The sequence below is a fragment of the Capnocytophaga canis genome (assembly GCF_043187445.1).
In the GTDB taxonomy this organism is placed as follows: Bacteria; Bacteroidota; Bacteroidia; order Flavobacteriales; family Flavobacteriaceae; genus Capnocytophaga; species Capnocytophaga canis.
In genome coordinates this window covers 2,552,764-2,574,394 of the sequence record NZ_CP171121.1, presented here as the reverse complement: position 1 = coordinate 2,574,394, position 21,631 = coordinate 2,552,764, and the positions used below count along the sequence as shown (strand labels likewise).

Sequence of the window (21,631 nt, the reverse complement as noted above, 5' to 3'; positions counted from 1 at the left end):
TAAATTGTAAATAGCAGAATCGCAATCATAGAAAAGAAAAGAAATTATGAAGAGAAGAGTTTTTATACGCAATGTGGGAGCTTCGTCCTTATTTGTGGGGTTGGGAGGTTTGTCGTTAGCAATGAAGCCTGATAATATAAAGAAAATCACTATTTTACACACAAACGATACGCATAGCCATATCGACCCACAACCTGCCAATGCTCCTAAGAACCCAAATCGTGGAGGCGTAGCACGAAGGGCTTATTTAGTTGAACAAATTCGTCGTGAAAACCCAAACACATTACTGTTTGATGCTGGAGATATTTTTCAAGGAACTCCTTACTTCAATTTCTATGGAGGAGAACTCGAATTTAAGTTAATGTCCATGATGGGATACAACGCCTCTACCATTGGAAACCATGATTTTGATAATGGAATTGATGGACTGTACGCTCAATTGCCTCATGCTAAATTTGATTTCTTAATCTCAAACTACGATTTTTCAAATACTCTAATGGACGGACACACAAATCCTTACAAAGTGTATGTGGTTGATGGTATCCGCATTGGAGTTTTCGGACTGGGGGTAAAATTAGAAAATTTGGTCAGCAAACAGAATTACAAAGAAACTGTTTATTTAGATCCTTTGGAAATCGCATTGGATATGGAGCGTAAACTCAAAGAAGAAGAAAAATGTGACTTAGTAATTTGTCTTTCTCATTTAGGATATGATTACGTAGATAGAAAAAATCAAATCTACGACCTTAAAATTGCAGAAGAAACGTCACATATAGACCTCATCATAGGCGGACATACACATACGTTCTTAACTGAGCCTACTTTAGTAACAAACAAAAAGGGGAACACCACCTTAGTAAACCAAGTGGGTTGCTTTGGAATTCAGTTGGGACGTATTGATTTTTACTTTGAAGAAGGTAAAAATACAGGTAATAAATCAGTTAGTATTGAAGTGTAGATATTAAAAAATGTCTACACTTCCCTTGCCCTCACGAACTACAACGGGTTCATCACCTGATAAATCTATAACGGTCGAAGCCACGTTATCACCGTATCCTCCGTCGATAACGGCATCGACCCTGTTTTGCCATTTTTCAAAAATAAGTTCAGGGTCGGTAGTATACTCAATCAAATCATCCTCATCATAGATAGAAGTGGACACAATCGGGTTTCCAAGCCTTTCAACGATGATACGGACTATATTATTATCGGGAATACGGATTCCTACCGTCTTTTTCTTCTTAAAATCTTTCGGAAGATTATTACTGCCGGGAAGAATAAATGTATAAGGCCCAGGCAAAGCTTTCTTTAATATTTTAAACGTAGAACTATCAATCTGCTTAACATAATCAGAAAGATTGCTTAAATCGGCACAAACGAATGAAAAATTTGCTTTCTCCAACTTTATTCCTTTGAAACGAGCTATTTTTTCCAAAGCCTTGGTGTTAGTAATGTCACATCCCAATCCATAGACCGTGTCTGTTGGATAAATAACTAATCCACCTTCGCGGAGAATCTCCACCACCTTCGCTATCTCTTTCTCATTCGGATTGTCATTATAAATACGTATAAACTCTGCCATATTTTTAAGTTTTATGATTTATTGAATTACGGATTCAATGCTGCTTCAAGGCTTAAAATCCTTTTATTGCTTATTTACTGAATGTATCAATATTGTAAAGTCACCCAACGGAAGCACCCTTGTAGAAATCGCATATCAAAAACAGACCACAATCGAAATCAATAAATAGACACGCAATTCCTACAAAGATGTTTTTATACAATCTTATAAAGTTTTGAATTATAACATTTTAAAATCACACCTATTCGTTAGGTTTCGCAAAAAAATGGTAAAACCATGGTATAGTTTCAATTCCTTTTAAGAAGTTGAAAACTCCAAAATGTTCATTAGGCGAGTGAATCGCATCACTATCCAAACCAAACCCCATCAAAATAGATTTACTACCTAATTCTTTTTCAAAAAGAGCTACAATCGGAATACTTCCTCCTGAACGCACAGGAATTGGGTCTTTACCAAAAGATTGCTTATAGGCCTTTGCTGCCGCCTGATACCCTACTGAATTTGTAGGCGTTACATATCCTTGCCCTCCATGATGTGGCTTTACAGTCACTTTGACTCCTGCAGGAGCAATACTCTCAAAATGCTCTTTGAACAGTTGTGTAATCTCTTCCCAATTTTGATTAGGTACTAATCGCATTGATATTTTAGCATATGCCTTACTCGGAATAACGGTCTTGGCTCCCTCGCCAATATATCCTCCCCAAATACCATTTACATCCAAAGTAGGACGAATGGAGTTGCGTTCGTTAGTTGAATAGCCTTCCTCTCCATAAACATCTTCAATGTCCAAGGCTTTTTTATAATTCTCCAATGAAAAAGGTGCTTTTGCCATTTCATTGCGTTCCTCTTGTGAGAGTTCTTCTACTTTATCATAGAATCCTGGTATGGTAACTCGCTTATTCTCATCATGTAAAGAAGCAATCATTTTTGTCAAAATATTTATCGGATTTGCTACAGCTCCGCCATAGAGCCCTGAATGCAAATCGCGATTAGGTCCAGTAACTTCTACCTCAACATAGCTGATACCACGAAGCCCTGTCGTGATTGAAGGTGTATCATTAGCAATCATCCCTGTATCGGAAATCAAAATAATGTCGTTTTTGAGTTTTTCGTGATTGCGTTTTACGAACCAACCCAAACTTTCAGAACCTACCTCTTCTTCTCCTTCAATCATAAATTTCACATTGCAAGGTAAATTGCCCGTTTTCACCATATATTCCAAGGCTTTAACGTGCATATACATCTGCCCCTTGTCATCACAAGCTCCACGAGCAAAAATAGCCCCTTGTGGATGTTTTTCAGTGGTTTTAATCACTGGCTCAAAAGGATCAGAATGCCACAAATCAATAGGATCAGCAGGTTGTACGTCATAGTGACCATACACCAAAACAGTAGGCAATGCAGGGTCTATAATTTTCTCACCATACACAATAGGATAGCCTGGGGTGTCACATATCTCGACTGTATCACATCCTGCTTTTTCTAAAGCATTTTTCACAGCTTCAGCTGTGTTTATTACATCTTGCGAATATGCTGAGTCGGCACTAATCGACGGAATTTTAAGAAGTTGAATCAGTTCATCAATAAATCGTTCTTTGTTTTCTTCAATATAATTTTTTACAGTTTCCATATATTTTTTGATAAATAAATCGCTCAAAGGTAAGAAGAATATCTAAAAGTTACAAGTTATTCATAAAAAAGATTGTCGTGCAGACTCAAACTCGAAGTGCAATTTTTTGTTCTCTGGCATACTACTGAATTGTCTTTTCACCCATTTGAGCAACGGCAAAGACTACGAAAATCATGGTAGTTAGTATTCTGTCAAAAGGAAATAACTTTCTTAATTATTGAGAAAAAAGAAACCAATTTCAGTATTTAACTACATATCTTTTTTATCTATTAGATTTTGATTTTCAATGTTTTTCGGTGATTTCTATCGGCATTGGAGAGAAAGTCCGCTCTGCGGAGTATATGAGAGTTAATTTTTAGTGAAGTATCCACAGCCTTGAAATGAAATTCGCCGACCTTGTGGAGGCAATTTTGGTTTCACATACTAAGCCTTCGCTTACTATGTTTCAACACAAAAGTACAAATATGAAAATAAATAATGAACTGAAAAAATAAATATGTATTTATTATTGAAATGGAGTCAATCCGAATTATTTAACGATGTTACTTACGGATTTAAGATAAAAATAATTGTCTTTCAGAACAATGGAGGTCTCTTCAGCTCGAATTAAAATCCGAAAATGCTGTATTTTATAGGCGAAAGATGTTTTGCTTGACTGAATTTATACATTGAGACAAGACTAAAAAGATTGATTCGAATTAAATCGAAAAAACATTTAAAATGAACTTACTATTCCTTAGAATCCCTGCTTTAAGATTCTAAATCACAACAACTCAAAATGTTTCAAAAAAACACTATTTTGTTCGTACGGAAACAAAAGCTAACTTTTGAAGAGTACAGATTAGGAGCTGGGGACATTCAGAAATTTCTGACTGCCGTATGAATCGACTCGAAATTCTCTTACAGTTCTGTGGTTACTTTTGCATCCTACAAAGATCAAGGTAATACCTAATTGTAGAAATGGATAACAGTAATCATGATAGCTTCATTTGGAACACTCACATTGGTTTTTGTTCCTTTATCTGACGAAAACATTGGGATTATCAGGTCAGATAGGAACCTAAAACGTGCATTCCGCAAAAATACGGGTTTGATATCAAGTTTTAAAGAATAGAGAGAAAATAATAAGATAAAATATTAAATTTCAATCGCTTAACATTACACTTGAGAAATAATCTTATAATTACTTGACAAAGCCTATTTTGAAAACGTATATTTGCAGACTTTTTATGGAAAAATATACGGTTTTATACATCACACAATGAAATTATCAAATTTTAATTTTGAATTACCTAAAGAATTATTGGCTGAATATCCGAGTGAAAATCGCGATGAAGCACGTTTGATGGTTGTACATCGAAAAACAGGATTGATTGAGCATAAACTTTTTAAAGATGTCATCGATTATTTTGACGATGGTGACGTTTTTGTACTGAACAACACCAAAGTTTTTCCTGCTCGGCTCTATGGTAATAAAGAGAAAACAAAAGCAAAAATTGAAGTGTTTTTACTTCGTGAATTGAATGCAGACCAGCGTTTATGGGATGTGCTTGTAGATCCTGCTCGAAAAATACGTATTGGAAATAAATTATACTTCGGAAAAGACGACAGTTTGGTTGCTGAAGTAATTGATAACACTACTTCCCGAGGACGTACACTCCGCTTTTTATATGATGGTTCTTACGAAGAATTCAGAAATAAACTCACAGAATTAGGTCAAACACCACTTCCAAAATATATTTCAAGAGCCGTTGAACCTGAAGATGAAGAGCGTTACCAAACTATTTACGCGAAACACGAAGGAGCTGTTGCAGCTCCAACGGCCGGATTACACTTCTCCAAACATTTGATGAAACGATTAGAAATCAAAGGAATAAATTTTGCAGAAGTAACTTTACATGTAGGTTTAGGCACTTTCAGTCCCGTAGAAGTTGAGGACTTGTCAAAACACAAAATGGACAGCGAAGAGATGTTCATTTTAGAAGACCAGACTGAGATTATCAATAAAGCCAAACGAGGTAAAAATAAAGTTTGTGCGGTAGGAACAACGGTAATGAGAGCTTTAGAAAGTTCTGTTTCATCAGAAAATACAGTAAATCCTTATGTAGGATGGACAAATAAATTTATTTTTCCACCACACGACTTTAGTATTGCTGATGCCATGATAACAAACTTTCATACACCAAAATCAACCTTATTAATGATGATTTCAGCATTTGCAGGACATGATTTGATTATGAAAGCATACAAGGAAGCCGTACAAGAAAAATATAAATTTTATTCCTACGGAGACGCTATGTTGATTTTGTAATAATACAAATAAAACTCAGAAAATGTGGTATTACACTGAATATCAAAAAAATATTTCTTAAATTCCATTAGTAAGTGCAATTTTTTGGGATCGTTTTTCTCTCTTTTTTCTTTGGGCTAGCCCAAAGAAAAAAGAGAGAAAGTAAAAAAACTTTCTCCCTTCAAAAAAATGTTATTTCTTTGTCAAATAACCAAATAAGACAATGAAATATAAACATTTAACTTTGGAGCAAAGATACGAAATAAAAGCATATCTTAAATGTAATAAATCACAAAAATTTATTGCTCAGCAAATGGGCGTTTCAGAAAGCACTATCAGTAGAGAGCTTAAGAGGAACAAACTCAAAAGAGGGGGGTATAACCCTCAAAACGCTCAGGAACAAGCCAATATTCGCAAGGAAAGATTTGCCGTAAACAGGAAGTTTACCCCAAAGGTAGCAGCTTTTGTAGAAGAGAAAATAAGGCGGGAACAGTGGTCTCCTCAGCAAATCGTAGGTTACTGTAAAAAGCATGAAATAAGTATGGTAAGTACTGAAAAGATTTATCAATATATCCGAGAAGACAAGGAAAAAGGAGGAGATTTATATCAATATTTAAGACATAAGTTAAAACATCGAAAACGCCCCGTTTCAGGCAAAAAAGAAGTGATAAAAAACCGAAAACCAATTCGTTTACGCCCTGAAATCGTTTTGACTAATGAAGAATTTGGACATTTTGAGGTAGATTTAATCGTGGGGGCAGAACATAAAGGAGCGATTCTGACGATTGTAGAAAGAAAAACAAAATTTCTAATAATGAGGAAGTTAAGTGGTAAAAATGCAAAAAGTTTAGCCAAAGCAATGATATACGCTTTGCTCCCTTATAAAGATTATGTGAAAACCATTACCAGTGATAATGGATTAGAATTTTCTGAACATGAGTATATTAGCAAGAAATTAAGTTGTGATTTTTATTTTGCCAATCCGTATTGTTCTTGGGAGCGAGGATTGAGTGAAAATACCAACAAACTTGTACGACAATATATCCCTAAGGGTACTTATTTTGAGAAAATTAGCAAAGAGAAGATTAAAGAAATTCAACATAAAATTAACCGAAGACCGAGATTAACATTAGATTTTGAAGAACCTAAAAATTTATTTTATAAATTCGTGGCATAAAAAATTGCACTTGGGGGTTGAATCTAAGTTTTACAAAAAACATACTATTTCTTTGGTTATTAGAAAAATAATATTTAATATTGCACGCTCTTAGATAGCATTTACAAGAGAATAAGAGAGAAAAATAATGTTTAATCATTCAAGTGAAAATTTGCTAATCTCTTGATTTTCATAAGAATACAAATTTAATTATCAGCAAATGGCTGAACAACAACAAACAAAAGAGGAGTTTTTGCAAAACTTCGATTGGGCTAAATACCAAGAAGGTATTGATGGAGTTCAAGAAGACAAATTAAAAAATTTTGAAGATTTAGTGAAAAACAACTTTGTTGACACTCAAGACAATGAAGTTGTTGAAGGAACAGTAGTTCGCATCACTGACAGAGAAGCAATCATCGACATCAATGCTAAATCAGAAGGGGTTATCTCTTTGAACGAATTTCGTTACAATCCTAACTTAAAAGTAGGAGATAAAGTTGAGGTTTTGATTGATATCCGTGAGGACAGAACAGGGCAATTAGTGCTTTCACATCGTAAAGCTCGTACTATAAAAGCATGGGATCGCGTAAACTTAGCTCACGAAAATGGCGAAATTGTAAATGGTTTTGTTAAGAGTAGAACAAAAGGTGGTATGATTGTAGATGTTTTCGGAATCGAAGCATTCTTACCAGGTTCTCAGATTGATGTTAAACCAATTCGTGATTATGAGCAATTTGTGAATAAAACTATGGAATTCAAGGTAGTAAAAGTAAATCATGAATTCAAAAACGTAGTTGTTTCTCACAAAGCTCTTATCGAAGCTGATATTGAAGAACAGAAAAAAGAAATCATCGGGCAACTTGAAAAAGGTCAAGTTTTAGAAGGTGTTGTTAAAAATGTAACTTCTTACGGTGTGTTCGTTGACTTAGGTGGTGTTGATGGATTGATTCACATTACTGATCTATCTTGGTCAAGAATCAACCACCCAAGTGAAGTAGTTGAATTAGACCAAAAATTGAACGTGGTTATCCTTGATTTTGATGACAATAAATCACGTATCCAATTAGGTTTGAAACAATTAAGTAAACATCCTTGGGACGCATTGACCGATGACTTGAAAGTTGGTGATAAGGTGAAAGGTAAAGTAGTAGTAATTGCTGACTATGGTGCTTTCATTGAAGTTGCTGAAGGAGTTGAAGGTCTTATCCATGTTTCTGAAATGTCTTGGAGTACGCACCTCCGTTCAGCACAAGACTTCGTTAACTTAGGTGATGAAGTTGAAGCTGTGGTTATCACATTGGACAAAGAAGAGCGTAAAATGTCATTAGGTATCAAACAGTTAACATCTGATCCTTGGACAAATATCGCTTCAAAATATCCTGTAGGTTCTAAACATGTTGGAACTGTACGTAACTTTACAAACTTCGGTGTGTTTGTTGAGTTAGAAGAAGGAATTGATGGATTGATTTATATTTCTGATCTATCTTGGACTAAGAAAATAAAACACCCTTCTGAGTTTGTAAACGTTGGAGATAAACTAGATGTTGTTGTTCTTGAATTAGACGTTGAAGGTCGTAAACTTTCATTAGGACACAAACAAACTACAGAAAATCCTTGGGATAAATATGAAGTAGAGTTCGCTGTTGGAACTGTCCATAATGGAACCGTTTCTAAAATAGTAGACAAAGGTGCCACTGTTGATTTTAACGAGGACATCGTAGCTTTCATTCCTACACGTCACTTAGAAAAAGAAGACGGCAAGAAATTAGGAAAAGGAGATGTTGCTGATTTCAAGATCATTGAATTTAACAAAGAATTCAAAAGAGTAGTTGCTTCACATACAGCAATTTTCAGAGAAGAAGAAGAGAAAATAGCTAAGGAAGCTGCTGTTAATACAACAACAAATGTTGAAAAATCAACTTTGGGTGACTTAGAGGCTCTTCAAGAGCTGAAAGACAAAATGGAAAAAGGAAAGTAATTTAGTTTTTTTCATAATTTTTTGTTTTAATGAGGAAAAGTCGTCGCTGGGAAGTGGCGACTTTTTTGTATATACGTATCCTTCAATAAATAGAATATTAATGATATAGATTTATACCATACATATCAAAGCAAAAATCAAATATTTTAATATATAAAAATGGATTATTCTCATAAAAATATTACCTTTGTGAATTATTTATGAACGATGAATAACACAATAGAACAATACAATCAGGTGATTTCAGAATGTAAGTCACTTTTTATCAATAAAATGACTGACTACGGAAGTGCGTGGCGTATTCTGAGATTACCTTCACTTACTGACCAAATTTTTATTAAGGCTCAACGTATTCGGAGTTTACAGGAAAATTCGGTACGGAAAATTGATGAAGGGGAAATTTCGGAGTTTATTGGAATCATTAATTATTCCGTAATGGCACTTATTCAAATCGAAAAAGGGGTGGTACAACAACCTGATTTATCAACGCAGGAAGCTATACAGCTCTATGAGAACAAAGTAGAAGAAACTCGCTCGTTGATGGAGAAAAAAAACCATGACTATGGTGAAGCATGGCGTGATATGCGTGTTAGTTCGCTTACTGATTTGATTTTACAAAAACTTCTGCGTGTAAAACAAATTGAAAACAACCAAGGTAAAACCCTTGTCAGCGAAGGAATTGAAGCCAATTACCAAGATATGATAAACTATGCTGTGTTCGCCTTAATCCATCTCAAAGAATTAAAAAAATAATATTTGTAATGAAAATTATAATCCATATTTTACGACTTTTTTTAGGTATCACGTTTATTGTTAGCGGATTAATAAAACTTAATGATCCCATCGGATTTTCTTTTAAACTGGAAGAATATTTTAGTGAGTCAGTACTCAATTTACCTTTTTTTATGCCTTTTGCTTTGGCGATTGCTATTTTTGTATGCATTGCTGAAGTACTTTTGGGGGTGATGATTCTGATGGGATATTTAAAAAAATTGACTCTTTGGGCTACGCTATTGATGCTCATTTTCTTTGGTTTTTTAACTTTTTATTCAGCTTATTACGACAAAGTTACTGATTGTGGGTGCTTTGGTGATGCTATTAAATTTACTCCTTGGCAATCATTTGGGAAAGATATTCTATTGCTTGTCGTAACTTTAATCCTATTTTGGAAACAAAAAATGATTCAACCAATTGGTAGAAAACTGCCGTTCGTGGTTACTTTTGTTTCGTTGATTGGTTGTATTGTATTTGTATATCAAGTTTATAATCACTTACCAATAAAGGATTTTAGACCTTATAAAATTGGTGTGAACATTCCTGAGGGTATGAGGATTCCTGAAAATGCTCCAAAAGCGGTTTATGATTATCTTTGGAAATTCAATGTGAATGGAGAAGAAAAAATAGTGACTACGCAAGGTAGTTATCCTACAGTAGATGGTGAATTTATATCCTTTGAAACTAAATTAGTTGATAAAGGATATGAACCTCCAATTCACGATTTTTATATAGAAAAAGAAGGAGAAAATTATCTTGATGAGATGATGAGCAAAGAAAAGTTGCTTTTGGTGATTTGTTATAAAATTGAAAAAACAGATAGAAATGCTTTTAAGAACATCAAAACTATCACTGACAAGGCTTTAAAATCGGGATATACTGTTATCGGTTTAGCATACGATTTGAACCAATCGGAGCAACTCATAAAGGAATATGAATTGAATTTTGAGTTCTACTACAACGATGAAACAACCTTAAAAACGATGATTCGTTCCAATCCTGGACTGATAACTATAAAAAAAGGAACAATTATCGATAAAAAGCATTATAACGATTGGGAAAAATTAGTGCTGTAACTGATGAATCGACAAGTTATTACCACTTCAGATGGTTCCACAACCATACACATCCCTGAATGGAACGAAAATTTCCATTCTAAACACGGAGCTTTACAAGAAGCAATGCATGTTTTTATAAAAAATGGATTGCAATTATTTGAAAATAGACAAATTTCGATTCTTGAAATAGGATTTGGCACAGGATTGAATGCTTTGGTAACATACATAGAGCATCAGAATCTGAGGTTGCAAGTACATTATGAAGGTATAGAAGCCTATCCGCTTTCGTGGGAAGAAGCACAACAAATGAACTATACTCAAATTATTGGAAATGAAAAACTGGATCCTATTTTTGAGCATATTCATCAATCGGATTGGGAAACAAATATTCCTATAACAGAGACTTTTACTCTTAAAAAACGCAGACAACGATTTGAGACAATTGATGATATAAATCGTTTTGATTTAATATATTTCGATGCTTTTGGAGCAAGAGTGCAACCTGAATTATGGGAAGAAATTATCTTTGAAAAAATGCATAAGGCTTTGAAAAACAAAGGCGTTCTAGTAACTTACTCTGCTAAGGGAAGTGTTCAAAGAGCCATGAGGCAATGTGGTTTTCAGGTTGAAAAATTGGCAGGTCCACCTGGAAAACGGGAAATGCTCAGAGCGAAAAAATCGTGTAGATAATCTACTAAGATTTTTACCGTATTAAAGAGATGATTGAATATTCTGTAAATTAAATAAAAAATGGCCGCAAACACATTTGGAGAATTATTCCGACTGACTACTTTTGGCGAATCACATGGAACGGCATTAGGAGGTGTAATTGATGGGTGTCCTGCAGGAATAACTATTGATTTTCAATTGATTCAACAAGAATTAGACCGACGAAAGCCAGGGCAATCTTCCATTGTTACTCAACGTAAAGAACCTGATGAAGTGCGTTTTCTTTCAGGAATTTTTGAAGGAAAGACCACTGGAACTTCTATAGGCTTTATTATTGAGAATACGAATCAAAAATCGCAAGATTACAACCATATTAAAGATATTTTCCGTCCGAGTCACGCTGATTATGTATATCAACAGAAGTATGGACATCGTGATTATCGAGGAGGTGGCCGAAGTTCTGCTCGTGAAACTGCCTGTCGTGTAGTGGCAGGAGCTATCGCTAAACAGGTACTTCATCAAATTCGTTTTACAGCTTTTGTTTCATCGGTAGGTGAATTAGCTTTGCAAACACCTTACACTAATTTGGACTTATCACTAGCGGAAACCAATGCTGTTCGTTGTCCCGATCCAAAATTGGCTCAACAGATGGAAGATTACATCAAACAAATCCGTAAAGAAGGGGATACCGTTGGAGGAACGGTTATGTGCGTTATTCAAAATGTACCTATAGGACTTGGTGAGCCTGTGTTCGACCGATTGGACGCACAATTAGCCAAGGCGATGCTTTCCATTAACGCGGTAAAAGGATTTGAATATGGAAGTGGTTTCGAGGGAACAAAATTACGTGGCAGTCAGCACAATGATCTTTTCAATCCAGATGGGAGTACTCAAACCAACCGTTCAGGTGGCATTCAAGGAGGTATCAGCAATGGAATGGATATCTATTTTAAAGTTGCTTTCAAACCGGTTGCAACATTAATGCAAGAGCAAGAAGCTTTAGATATTCGTGGAAATTTGATTCCAGTACAGGGTAAAGGTAGGCATGATCCTTGTGTTGTACCTCGTGCTGTACCTATCGTAGAGGCTATGGCTGCAATGGTACTTTTGGATTTTTATCTTATCAACAGAGGGTTACAATTCAAATGAAGTCGAAAATATGGCAGCCCTACTCTGTGAGTTTTCTTCTTAAAATAGGTAATTTAAAACATAAATCGCTTGAGAGCTAACTGTTTTCAGTGATATTGACACCCATAAAGAGATATTGTCATGAAAAACATCCGTTTAAGAGAATATAAAATCTTGTTTTATCGCCTTTTTTTGGTGTATTTATTTTATTTTATTGCTCGAGTGTGCTTTTATTTATTCAATAAAGACCTCATTTCTGTTGATAATGTATCAGAATTTTTTCGATTAGCATTCTATGGGCTACTATTCGATTCTGCTGCCATTATTTATATAAACTTACTCTTTTTAGTATTGAGTTTGTTTCCTTTATGGGTCAATACTTCAAAAAAATATCAGAAAATTGTTTTTTGGGTCTATTTTTTGACAAATATCCCTCCTTTCTTATTAAATTTCATAGATATTGTATTTTTCGAATATAATCGCTCACGACTTACGCTCAGTGCATGGTCGTTGGCGGCTAGCGAAGATAATAAATGGTCTCTTCTGTTTGGATTCTTGGTAAGGCATTGGTCAGTTTTTGTTATTTTTTTAGTTTGCGTATTCACTTGGATATATCTTTACAAAAAAAATAAAATAAATCCTCAAACTTACTCAAACAAATGGAGCTATTTTATTGGTTCTACAGTTTTTATGTTCGCTATCACGCCTTTATTTTTGTTAGGAATACGAGGTATGCCTTTCAAAAAAGGTACTATTCCGCTTACCATTACCGATGCTAATAAATTTGCCAACGACCTCTCACAAGTCAATCTGATTCTCAACACTCCTTTTGGTATTATCCGAACTTTAGGAAAAAGCGATAGCTTTCGAACTTATAATTTTGCTACGGAGGATTATATTGCTGAAAATATTCGTCCTATAAAAAAATATAATCGAAAAGTAACTAAAAAGCCGAATATCGTCCTGTTTATTTTAGAAGGTATGGGAAATGAATATTTTGAAACATTCAATAAAGATAAAGCAATTCCTGAGTTTAAATCCTATACGCCTTTCTTGGACTCGTTAGCTCAAAACGGACTTTATTTTACTAATGTATATGCAAACGCCAGTCGCTCTATGGAAGGAATTTCAGCAGTTACAGCAGGAATCCCAACATTTGAGACACCACTTGCGTATTCACCACATTCCCAACAAGAAATAGCCTCCATTGCAAATATCTACAGGGAAATGAACTATAAAACGGCTTTCTTTCACGGAGCTACCAATGGCTCTATGGGATTTAGCGGATTTACGAAACAAATAGGATTTGAGCATTATTTTGGAAGGACTGAATTTAACGATGAAAGTCAGCACAATGGTAGTTGGGGGATACACGATGAGCCTTTTTTACAATATACTAAAAAAGAAATTGATAAAATGAAAACTCCTTTTTTGGCAACAGTATTTACGCTCTCATCACACGAACCTTATACAATTCCAGAAAAATACAAAGGTGTTTTCAACAAAGGAGATGTGCCGATGCAAAATGCAGTGGCTTATTCCGATTATTCCATACGGAAATTTTTCGAATCCGCAAAAAAATCAGATTGGTTTGAAAATACAATATTTGTATTTGTTGCAGATCACCCTTCTACAGCTTATTATGATTATTACAAACAAAAAATTTCGTATTTCAATATACCAATAATTTTTTATAGTCCCAGTAAGGAATTAATACAAACGGGAACTTCGGACGAATTAGCTCAGCAAATTGATATATTTCCTACCCTCGTAGATTTGGCCGGTTATCAAAAACCTTTCCGATCTTGGGGTCGTAGTCTATTTGCTAAAGAAGAACCTCACAGAGCCTATGTTACCAATCGAAATTTTTATCAACTAATACAAGGAGATTATATATATGTAGCTGATATAAAAGGTGAAATAGTAGGAATTTACGCAAAAAATGACCAAAATTTAAAGGAAAATCTAAAAGAAATTCTTCCAGAGGAAACTACTCACAAAGGTATTACCGATTTAAGAGCTTTTATGCAAGACTTTATGGATAGGATTTTGCATCAGAAATTGAAATAAAAACATTAATTCATTATAAATCAATATATTTAAAATTGCTTTTTATTAGGAGTATATTTTTATCAAGAAATAAGTTTTTGGTTTGTAAGTTTTTTTGTAATTTAGGCGTCTGAATTTATAAAATATCATTTAATATTAACCAATTTAAAATAGTATGCAGACAAACAGTTCTACAAAAAGTTTCTTAGTCCCGTTAGCGTTCATCGGGCTTATGTTTTTCTCCATTGGATTCGCTTTGGGGATTAATGGAATCCTAATTCCTGTTTTGAAAAAAATCACTCCTGAAGGACAGGGATACTTAATTGTTGCGGCTACCTTTATTCCGTTTTTGATTTTTGGGTATCCAGCTTCAATACTGATAAAAAAAATCGGTTATAAAAAAACGATGGCTTTTTCTTTCTTCCTTTTTGCTTTAGCTTTCGTACTTTTTATTCCATCGGCTAAAATTGAAAGTTTTATGCTCTTTTTAATAGCCTCTTTCGTAAGCGGTACAGCAAATGCCTTTTTACAAGCCTCTGTAAATCCATACACTACCATTTTAGGCCCTATTGAAAGTGCGGCAAAACGTATCAGTATAATGGGGATTTGTAATAAATTAGCGTGGCCTATTCCTGCTTTATTCTTAGTTTGGATTATAGGAAAAGAAGTTGATAAAATAGCTATCGCAGACCTGAATACTCCTTTTTATATTTTGATAGCTGTATTTTTATTTTTAGGGATATTAAGTTTCTTTGCTCCTCTTCCTGAAGTAAAAGCACAAGGAGAAGAAGAAACCGTTGATACTACGCAAATTCGCGATAACGGTAAAAATTCTGTCTTCGATTTTCCTTACCTATTATTGGGAGTTTTAGCCTTGTTTTTTTATGTAGGAGTTGAAACAGTAGCATTATCTTCCCTGATTGATTTCGCAAAATCATTAAGTATTGAAAATGCTGAAATATATGCATGGATTTCTCCTATAGGAATGGTTATTGGGTACATTTCGGGAGTAATTTTAATTCCTAAATATATTTCACAATCTACGGCTTTAAAAATTTGTTCTTTAATAGCTATCATTGGTTCCATTTTAGTATGTATAACTCCAACTGATATTTTCTTTAGTTTTTTTGGATTACAACTGAACCTTACCGTTTCATTAATTATTTTAATAGCAATTGGATGCTCACTTATGTGGCCTGCTATTTGGCCTTTGGCAATGGATGGATTAGGAAATTTTACCAAAACAGGAGCTTCTCTTTTAACTATGGCAATTGCAGGGGGAGCTGTAATTCCATACGTTTTCGGATGGTTAAAAGATAGCTACGGAATGCAAAATGCTTATTGGATTTGCTTACCTTGTTTCTTGTTCATATTGTATTACGGTATGGCGGGACATAAAATAGGAAAAAATAAATTATAAAAAATTCCATACCTTTTTGCTAAGAGGTTACCCCAAAAAGGGTACCTCTTTTTTATTTCTTAATTTCACCATACAATTAACTATTTTTTTAACATATAAAATCTATCTTTGCACTCAATTTAATACAGAAATGACACAAAAAAATCACTATCAAGGGCTTTCCGATGCTCAGGTACTTGAGAGTCGTCAGAAATTTGGAAACAACACTCTCACATCAGTAGAAACAGAACCTTTATGGAAACAATTCTTAGAAAAGTTTTCCGACCCAATCATTATGATTTTATTAGTCGCTTTGGTGGCTTCTTTTGGGGTATCTTGTTATGAGTTTATAGCCCATGACAAAGGAGGACACGTTTTTTTAGAACCTATTGGGATACTTTTTGCCGTATTTTTGGCCACAGGTGTAGCTTTCTATTTTGAGGTAAAGGCTAATAGACAATTTAAAATATTAAACCAAGTAAATGATGAGATTTTCTACAAAGTTATTCGTAATGAAAAAGTTACGCAAGTGCTGAAGAATGACATCGTTGTTGGAGATATTATCATTTTAGAAACAGGTGAAGAGGTGCCTGCAGATGGCGAACTATTAGAAGCTATTTCATTACAAATCAATGAATCATCATTGACAGGAGAACCGATGGTTTATAAAACAACAAATCCTGAGGAATTTGAGTCAGAGGCTACCTACCCATCTAACTACGTTTGCCGAGGTACATCGGTAGTTGACGGACATGGAATTTTTAAAGTTTCACAAGTAGGAGACCGCACCGAATATGGAAAAGTATTTGAAGGTGTACAAATTGATAACTCAATAAAAACGCCTCTTAATGAACAGCTTAACAAATTAGCAGGGATTATTACTAAATTGAGTTATGGCATTGCTTTACTTGTGATTATTGGCAGATTTGTAGTATTTTTCTCGAATTCTGCTAATTCACAAATCGAATGGATTCATTTCTGGGGATATGCTTTAAATACCCTAATGATTGCTATTACCATCATAGTGGTAGCCGTTCCCGAAGGGCTGCCTATGAGTGTTACCCTTAGTTTGGCATACAGTATGCGTAGTATGATGAAAACCAATAACTTGGTTAGAAAGATGCACGCTTGTGAAACAATGGGAGCAACCACTGTGATTTGTACCGACAAAACGGGAACGCTGACTCAAAATCAGATGAAAATTTATGATATTTTCTTTAATAAATTTTCATCTGAACTAGAAGGAAAGCAACTTATATCCGAGTCAATGGCGGTCAATTCCACAGCTTATTTAGACTTTTCAGACAAGGAAAAACCACAAGTGTTAGGAAATCCAACCGAAGGAGCTTTATTACTATGGTTGGATGGACAAGGTACAAACTACCTTCCCATTCGTGAGAATACTCCGATTGTCAATCAATTGACATTCTCTACGGAAAGGAAATATATGGCAACTTTGGTAAAATCACCAGTTCTAAATAAAATAATTTTGTACGTCAAAGGAGCTCCTGAAATAGTAATGGATTTCTGTTATGACTCTAATAATGAATTCCTTTCAGAGATTCATCGTGCCGATTTTGAGAGCAAATTAGAGCAGTATCAATCACAGGCAATGCGAACAATAGGTTTTGCCTATAAAGTAATTGACAACGAAAATTCAATCATTTCGGAAAATGGAAAATTAACAGTTAAGGGATTGAATTTCATTGGCATAACTGCTATTAGTGATCCTGTTCGTGAAGATGTTCCTGCTGCCATTGAAGAATGTATGGGAGCTGGAATTCAGGTGAAAATCGTTACAGGTGACACACCAGGAACTGCCAAGGAAATTGCTCGTCAAATAGGTTTATGGGACGAAACTTGCAATGATCAAAACCATATTTCAGGAACTGATTTTGCTACCCTTTCTGACGATGAATTAAGTAAAAAATTACCTGATATACGTGTGATTTCACGAGCCAGACCCCTTGATAAAGCTCGATTGGTAAACCTATTACAACAAAGAAACGAAGTGGTTGCCGTTACTGGAGATGGTACAAACGATGCCCCTGCACTTAAGGCTGCTCAAGTAGGTCTTTCAATGGGTGATGGAACTTCAGTTGCTAAGGAAGCCAGCGATATTACTATTCTAGACAACTCATTTACTAGTATTGGAAAAGCCGTTATGTGGGGACGTTCTCTCTATCTGAATATTCAACGATTTATTCTTTTCCAATTGACAATCAATGTAGTAGCTTGTTTAATTGTATTAATTGGAGCATTTTTAGGAACAGAATCTCCTTTGACAGTGACACAGATGCTTTGGGTTAATTTGATTATGGATACCTTTGCTGCCTTGGCTTTAGCTTCTTTACCTCCAAGCAGTAGCGTCATGAAAGAAAAGCCGAGAGAGCGTAAATCAAACATAATCACTCCTGCGATGGCTAAAATCATATTCGGAGTGGGAATTCTGTTTGTTTTATTACTTTTTGGCTTTGTTCAATACTTTAAACATACTGATATTTACACTCTTACGGAATTTTCTGTAAAAGATTACTTTGTAAATTTCTTTAATTTTAACCAAGTGGAAAGTGGACTTTCAGCATATGAATTATCGTTGTTCTTTTCCATCTTTGTGATGTTGCAATTCTGGAACATGTTCAACGCCAAAGCACATCATACAGGCAAAAGTGCGTTTAATAACTTAGCTAATAATAAAGGTTTTTTATTTATTGCTGTAATCATCATTTTGGGACAAGTATTAATAACGACTTTTGGGGGTGTTATGTTTAACGTGACACCTTTAAAATTAGTAGACTGGATAATAATCATACTATCAACAAGTTTGGTACTTTGGATTGGAGAAGTAGTCCGATTGTTTTCTAAAAAATAAACAGATTACTACACTTCCAAAATAAGGTTAAAATATTTAAATTGTCAAGAAAAAAAATGATTTTCTGTTTTGTAATTCTAAAATTTAAAGTACATTAGCCCTCGGAAAAGAAAAATATCAATATGAAACGAGTAATAGTTGATTATAAGAAACTTACAAGTGAAATTCTATCAATGTTAGTAGAAAAATATCCTGACGGATATGGGGATGATGATGTGATTCGTTTTAAGAATGCAAAGAACGAAACTGTAGAAGCATTAGAAGTGCGTACTGAAGACACCATCTATTTGGTAAAAGTAAGCACACGTTTAGCTGATTCAATGGAAAACTTTGATGAAGATGATGATTTTGATGCTTCAAGTGATGATGATTTGAACACTGACGGATTGGAAATCCCTGAAGATTCATTGGAAGAAGATTAAATAAAGAACATTTGTAAAATCTTCATTTTTTCTAAAAATTAAATTAAGAACAAAAAAATCCAACAGTTTTATCCAAACTGTTGGATTTTTCTTTTTTGGATATTTTAAGCAGAAAAAAGTAATTTTTGATACAGAGAAAGAAAAAAAGATAAAATATTCTCTCCTAATTTTTAGGATTTAATTGTGTTATATAAAAAGGATATATTCAAACTTCCTGCTGCTGTAAAGTTTATTGCCTCCTTCTTCGTACAACCTAAACATTGTAGAGTATGGACTCCAAACAAAATTTACAAAATTTCGTTTTTCTTATCATACGTTTAGGTAACGTTTTGAAAATTAATACACTTTATTAACCTCAGGCAATTCATAACTACCAAGTCCAACATCATTGGGTATATTACTCATGTCAAACATAAGTTCACCACCTGCCATAATATCTTTATGACTGATGTACAGTTTTTTATAAGGTTTTCCATTCAAATAAATGGCTTTGATATATTTATTTTCTTCTGAAAAATTAGTTGCTTTTATCTCAAAATATTTATTTTCAGCTACTTGTATTTTTGATTCTTGAAAATAAGGGGTACCAAAAAGATATACTCCTTGAGCAGGATTCACGGGATAAAACCCTAAGGAACTGAATACAAACCAAGCAGACATCTGTCCACAATCTTCATTACCACAATGCCCCGCAGGTTCGTTTTTGTATTGTGTTTTGAGTATTTGACGGATAATTTCCTGTGTTTTGGATGGTTTTTTAACGTAATTATACAAATACCCTACATGGTGGCTCGGCTCGTTGCCGTGAGCGTATTGTCCTATCATTCCGGTACTAAAAATTGGTAATTTGTCCTCAGGGAGTGGGTAATACGAAAACATCGAATCCAACTTCTGTTCAAAACGCTCTTCGCTACCTACACTTTTGATTAGCTCCGGAATATTTTGAGGCACAAACCAGAAATAATGCCAAGCATTACTTTCACAAAAATATGGTGTGTATTCTTTGGGTATAAAATCGCTTACGAATTTTCCTTTTTGGTCTTTAGGTCGAAGAAAAGTTGATTTTGGATCGTAGTGATTTTTCCAACTTTTTGCTCTTTTAGCAAATAATTCATAATCTTTACCTAAATCTTTTGCCAACATAGCAATACACCAATCATCGTAAGCATACTCCACTGTTTTTGAAACTGACCAATTTTCATGATGATCATCGATAGGAACGTAACCATATTTTTTGTATAAATCAATCTGACGCTCATCAACCATCGCACTTTCATAACAAGCTTTATAAAGCAATTCTTTATCCATTGGAAATCCTTTGAAGTAAGCATCAACGAGCACTGGTACTGCGTGATATCCTATCATCATATTAGTTTCATTTCCTTGCATCGACCATACGGGTAGTCTACCTGTTTCCTGATAATGAGCCAGTAATGATTGTATGAAATCATTCATTCTTTCAGTATGAATCATTGTAAAGAGAGGATGTGTCGCACGAAATGTATCCCAAAGTGAAAAAGTATCGTATCGTTTATAATTATTCGCTTTCTGTACATTACCATCTGCCCCTTTATAGTTTCCGTTGGGGTCACTAATTAGCGTAGGAGCTAGCATGGATTGATACATCATCGTGTAAAAAATTGTTTTCTTATTAATATCATCAGTTTCTATTTGTATTTTTCTCAACTGTTTTTCCCACTTCTGTTGAGCTTCAGAACGGTATTGATCAAAATCGAAATGGAATGCCTCGGCATTCATCGAGGCATAGGCTCCTGTAATATCGGCTGTAGAAAGAGCTGTTTTAATCACAATTTGTTCATCTTTTTCAGTTGAATAATGCAACTCTATACGCGTATTTTTCCCTTTTGTTGGATTTTCAACCTCTTTTTCATCATTAAAAAGGATATACTTTGAAAAAGGCTTAGAAAACTGCATTACGAAATAAATACGTTGGTCTTTTGCCCAACCAGTAGATTTTCTATAACCCTCTATTATTGAATCATTTACTACATTAATATGTGTATCGGTAGGGGCATCCCAATTCATTGTAAAACCTAAATCTATGGTAATTTTAGTATTTTTATCTTTTGGAAAAGTATACCGGTGGATGCCTACTCTTTCTGTAGAAGTAAGTTCTGCTTTGATTCCAAAACTTTGTAAATCAACTGTGTAATATCCTGCTGTGGCATATTCCTGTTGATGGCTAAATTTAGAAAAAGGTTTGTAGGAATTTTCAGCAATACGCTCGTCGAAGCGACTATTCGTAGGCATCACTAACATATCATACAAGTCACCCGCTCCTGTTCCAGAAAGGTGCGTATGAGAAAATCCTGTAATAATACTATCTTGATAGAAATACCCTGCAATTCTATCCCAACCTGGAATTCCTATATCGGGACTAAGTTGCACCATCCCAAAAGGTACAGTAGCTCCAGGATAAGTATTTCCTGGGCCATCTGTCCCAATGAATGGATTTACAAAATCAGTAAGATGTTGGTAATTAATATTTTGCTCTTGAGAAATAGGTTTGTTATCACACGAATAAAAGCACAACAATACCAAAAACAATAAATAGCTATTTTTCATATATTCAAAATCTTGTTTACCGCCAAAGATACAAAATT

15 protein-coding genes are annotated in these 21,631 nt (G+C 34.5%); 12 read left to right on the top strand and 3 right to left on the bottom strand.

Annotation, left to right across the window (positions count from 1 at the left end):
* Window positions 1-46 precede the first annotated feature (46 nt).
* The gene (locus tag ACF3OB_RS10930) at window positions 47-958 is read left to right on the top strand and encodes a bifunctional metallophosphatase/5'-nucleotidase (RefSeq protein ID WP_095893203.1); all 912 of its coding nucleotides are present in this window, start codon (window positions 47-49) and stop codon (window positions 956-958) included.
* Between the two features lie 3 nt (window positions 959-961).
* On the opposite strand, the gene ACF3OB_RS10925 is transcribed toward ACF3OB_RS10930, so the two are convergent.
* A complete protein-coding gene (locus ACF3OB_RS10925) occupies window positions 962-1,582 on the bottom strand; it encodes an L-threonylcarbamoyladenylate synthase (RefSeq protein WP_042008567.1) in 621 nt (206 codons plus the stop codon).
* A gap of 241 nt (window positions 1,583-1,823) precedes the next feature.
* Window positions 1,824-3,212, bottom strand: coding sequence for a dipeptidase (locus ACF3OB_RS10920; RefSeq protein ID WP_042343876.1), 1,389 nt, complete (start codon window positions 3,210-3,212; stop codon window positions 1,824-1,826).
* A 1,261-nt stretch (window positions 3,213-4,473) separates the two neighbouring features.
* On the opposite strand from ACF3OB_RS10920, the gene queA reads away from it, so the two are divergent.
* From queA to ACF3OB_RS10865, 11 genes are all read left to right on the top strand, one after another.
* Window positions 4,474-5,523 (top strand): tRNA preQ1(34) S-adenosylmethionine ribosyltransferase-isomerase QueA, encoded by a 1,050-nt coding sequence (queA, locus tag ACF3OB_RS10915; protein ID WP_042008564.1) that lies wholly within the window; start codon window positions 4,474-4,476, stop codon window positions 5,521-5,523.
* A gap of 202 nt (window positions 5,524-5,725) precedes the next feature.
* Entirely contained in the window at window positions 5,726-6,679 is a 954-nt protein-coding gene (locus tag ACF3OB_RS10910) for an IS30 family transposase (protein WP_392447718.1), read from the top strand.
* Window positions 6,680-6,878: 199 nt separating this feature from the next.
* Window positions 6,879-8,636, top strand: a complete 1,758-nt coding sequence (gene rpsA / locus ACF3OB_RS10905; protein WP_042008563.1) for a 30S ribosomal protein S1 — start codon at window positions 6,879-6,881, stop codon at window positions 8,634-8,636.
* 207 nt (window positions 8,637-8,843) lie between these two features.
* Window positions 8,844-9,389, top strand: coding sequence for a DUF1599 domain-containing protein (locus tag ACF3OB_RS10900; protein ID WP_042008562.1), 546 nt, complete (start codon window positions 8,844-8,846; stop codon window positions 9,387-9,389).
* Between the two features lie 8 nt (window positions 9,390-9,397).
* Window positions 9,398-10,486 carry a BT_3928 family protein gene (locus ACF3OB_RS10895; RefSeq protein ID WP_392447716.1) on the top strand — a complete coding sequence of 363 codons (1,089 nt, stop codon included), beginning with the start codon at window positions 9,398-9,400 and terminating at the stop codon, window positions 10,484-10,486.
* 3 nt (window positions 10,487-10,489) lie between these two features.
* Window positions 10,490-11,158 (top strand): tRNA (5-methylaminomethyl-2-thiouridine)(34)-methyltransferase MnmD, encoded by a 669-nt coding sequence (gene mnmD, locus ACF3OB_RS10890; protein WP_392447714.1) that lies wholly within the window; start codon window positions 10,490-10,492, stop codon window positions 11,156-11,158.
* A gap of 60 nt (window positions 11,159-11,218) precedes the next feature.
* Window positions 11,219-12,286 (top strand): chorismate synthase, encoded by a 1,068-nt coding sequence (gene aroC, locus ACF3OB_RS10885; protein ID WP_392447712.1) that lies wholly within the window; start codon window positions 11,219-11,221, stop codon window positions 12,284-12,286.
* Between the two features lie 120 nt (window positions 12,287-12,406).
* Entirely contained in the window at window positions 12,407-14,335 is a 1,929-nt protein-coding gene (locus ACF3OB_RS10880) for an LTA synthase family protein (RefSeq protein ID WP_392447711.1), read from the top strand.
* A 154-nt stretch (window positions 14,336-14,489) separates the two neighbouring features.
* Window positions 14,490-15,734: an MFS transporter gene (locus ACF3OB_RS10875; RefSeq protein WP_197063219.1), complete on the top strand. Its 1,245-nt coding sequence runs from the start codon at window positions 14,490-14,492 to the stop codon at window positions 15,732-15,734.
* A gap of 130 nt (window positions 15,735-15,864) precedes the next feature.
* Window positions 15,865-18,585: a calcium-translocating P-type ATPase, PMCA-type gene (locus tag ACF3OB_RS10870; protein WP_119652328.1), complete on the top strand. Its 2,721-nt coding sequence runs from the start codon at window positions 15,865-15,867 to the stop codon at window positions 18,583-18,585.
* A 122-nt stretch (window positions 18,586-18,707) separates the two neighbouring features.
* Window positions 18,708-19,007, top strand: a complete 300-nt coding sequence (locus ACF3OB_RS10865; RefSeq protein ID WP_042008555.1) for a hypothetical protein — start codon at window positions 18,708-18,710, stop codon at window positions 19,005-19,007.
* 336 nt (window positions 19,008-19,343) lie between these two features.
* On the opposite strand, the gene ACF3OB_RS10860 is transcribed toward ACF3OB_RS10865, so the two are convergent.
* Window positions 19,344-21,593, bottom strand: coding sequence for a GH92 family glycosyl hydrolase (locus ACF3OB_RS10860; protein ID WP_392447708.1), 2,250 nt, complete (start codon window positions 21,591-21,593; stop codon window positions 19,344-19,346).
* Window positions 21,594-21,631 lie beyond the last annotated feature (38 nt).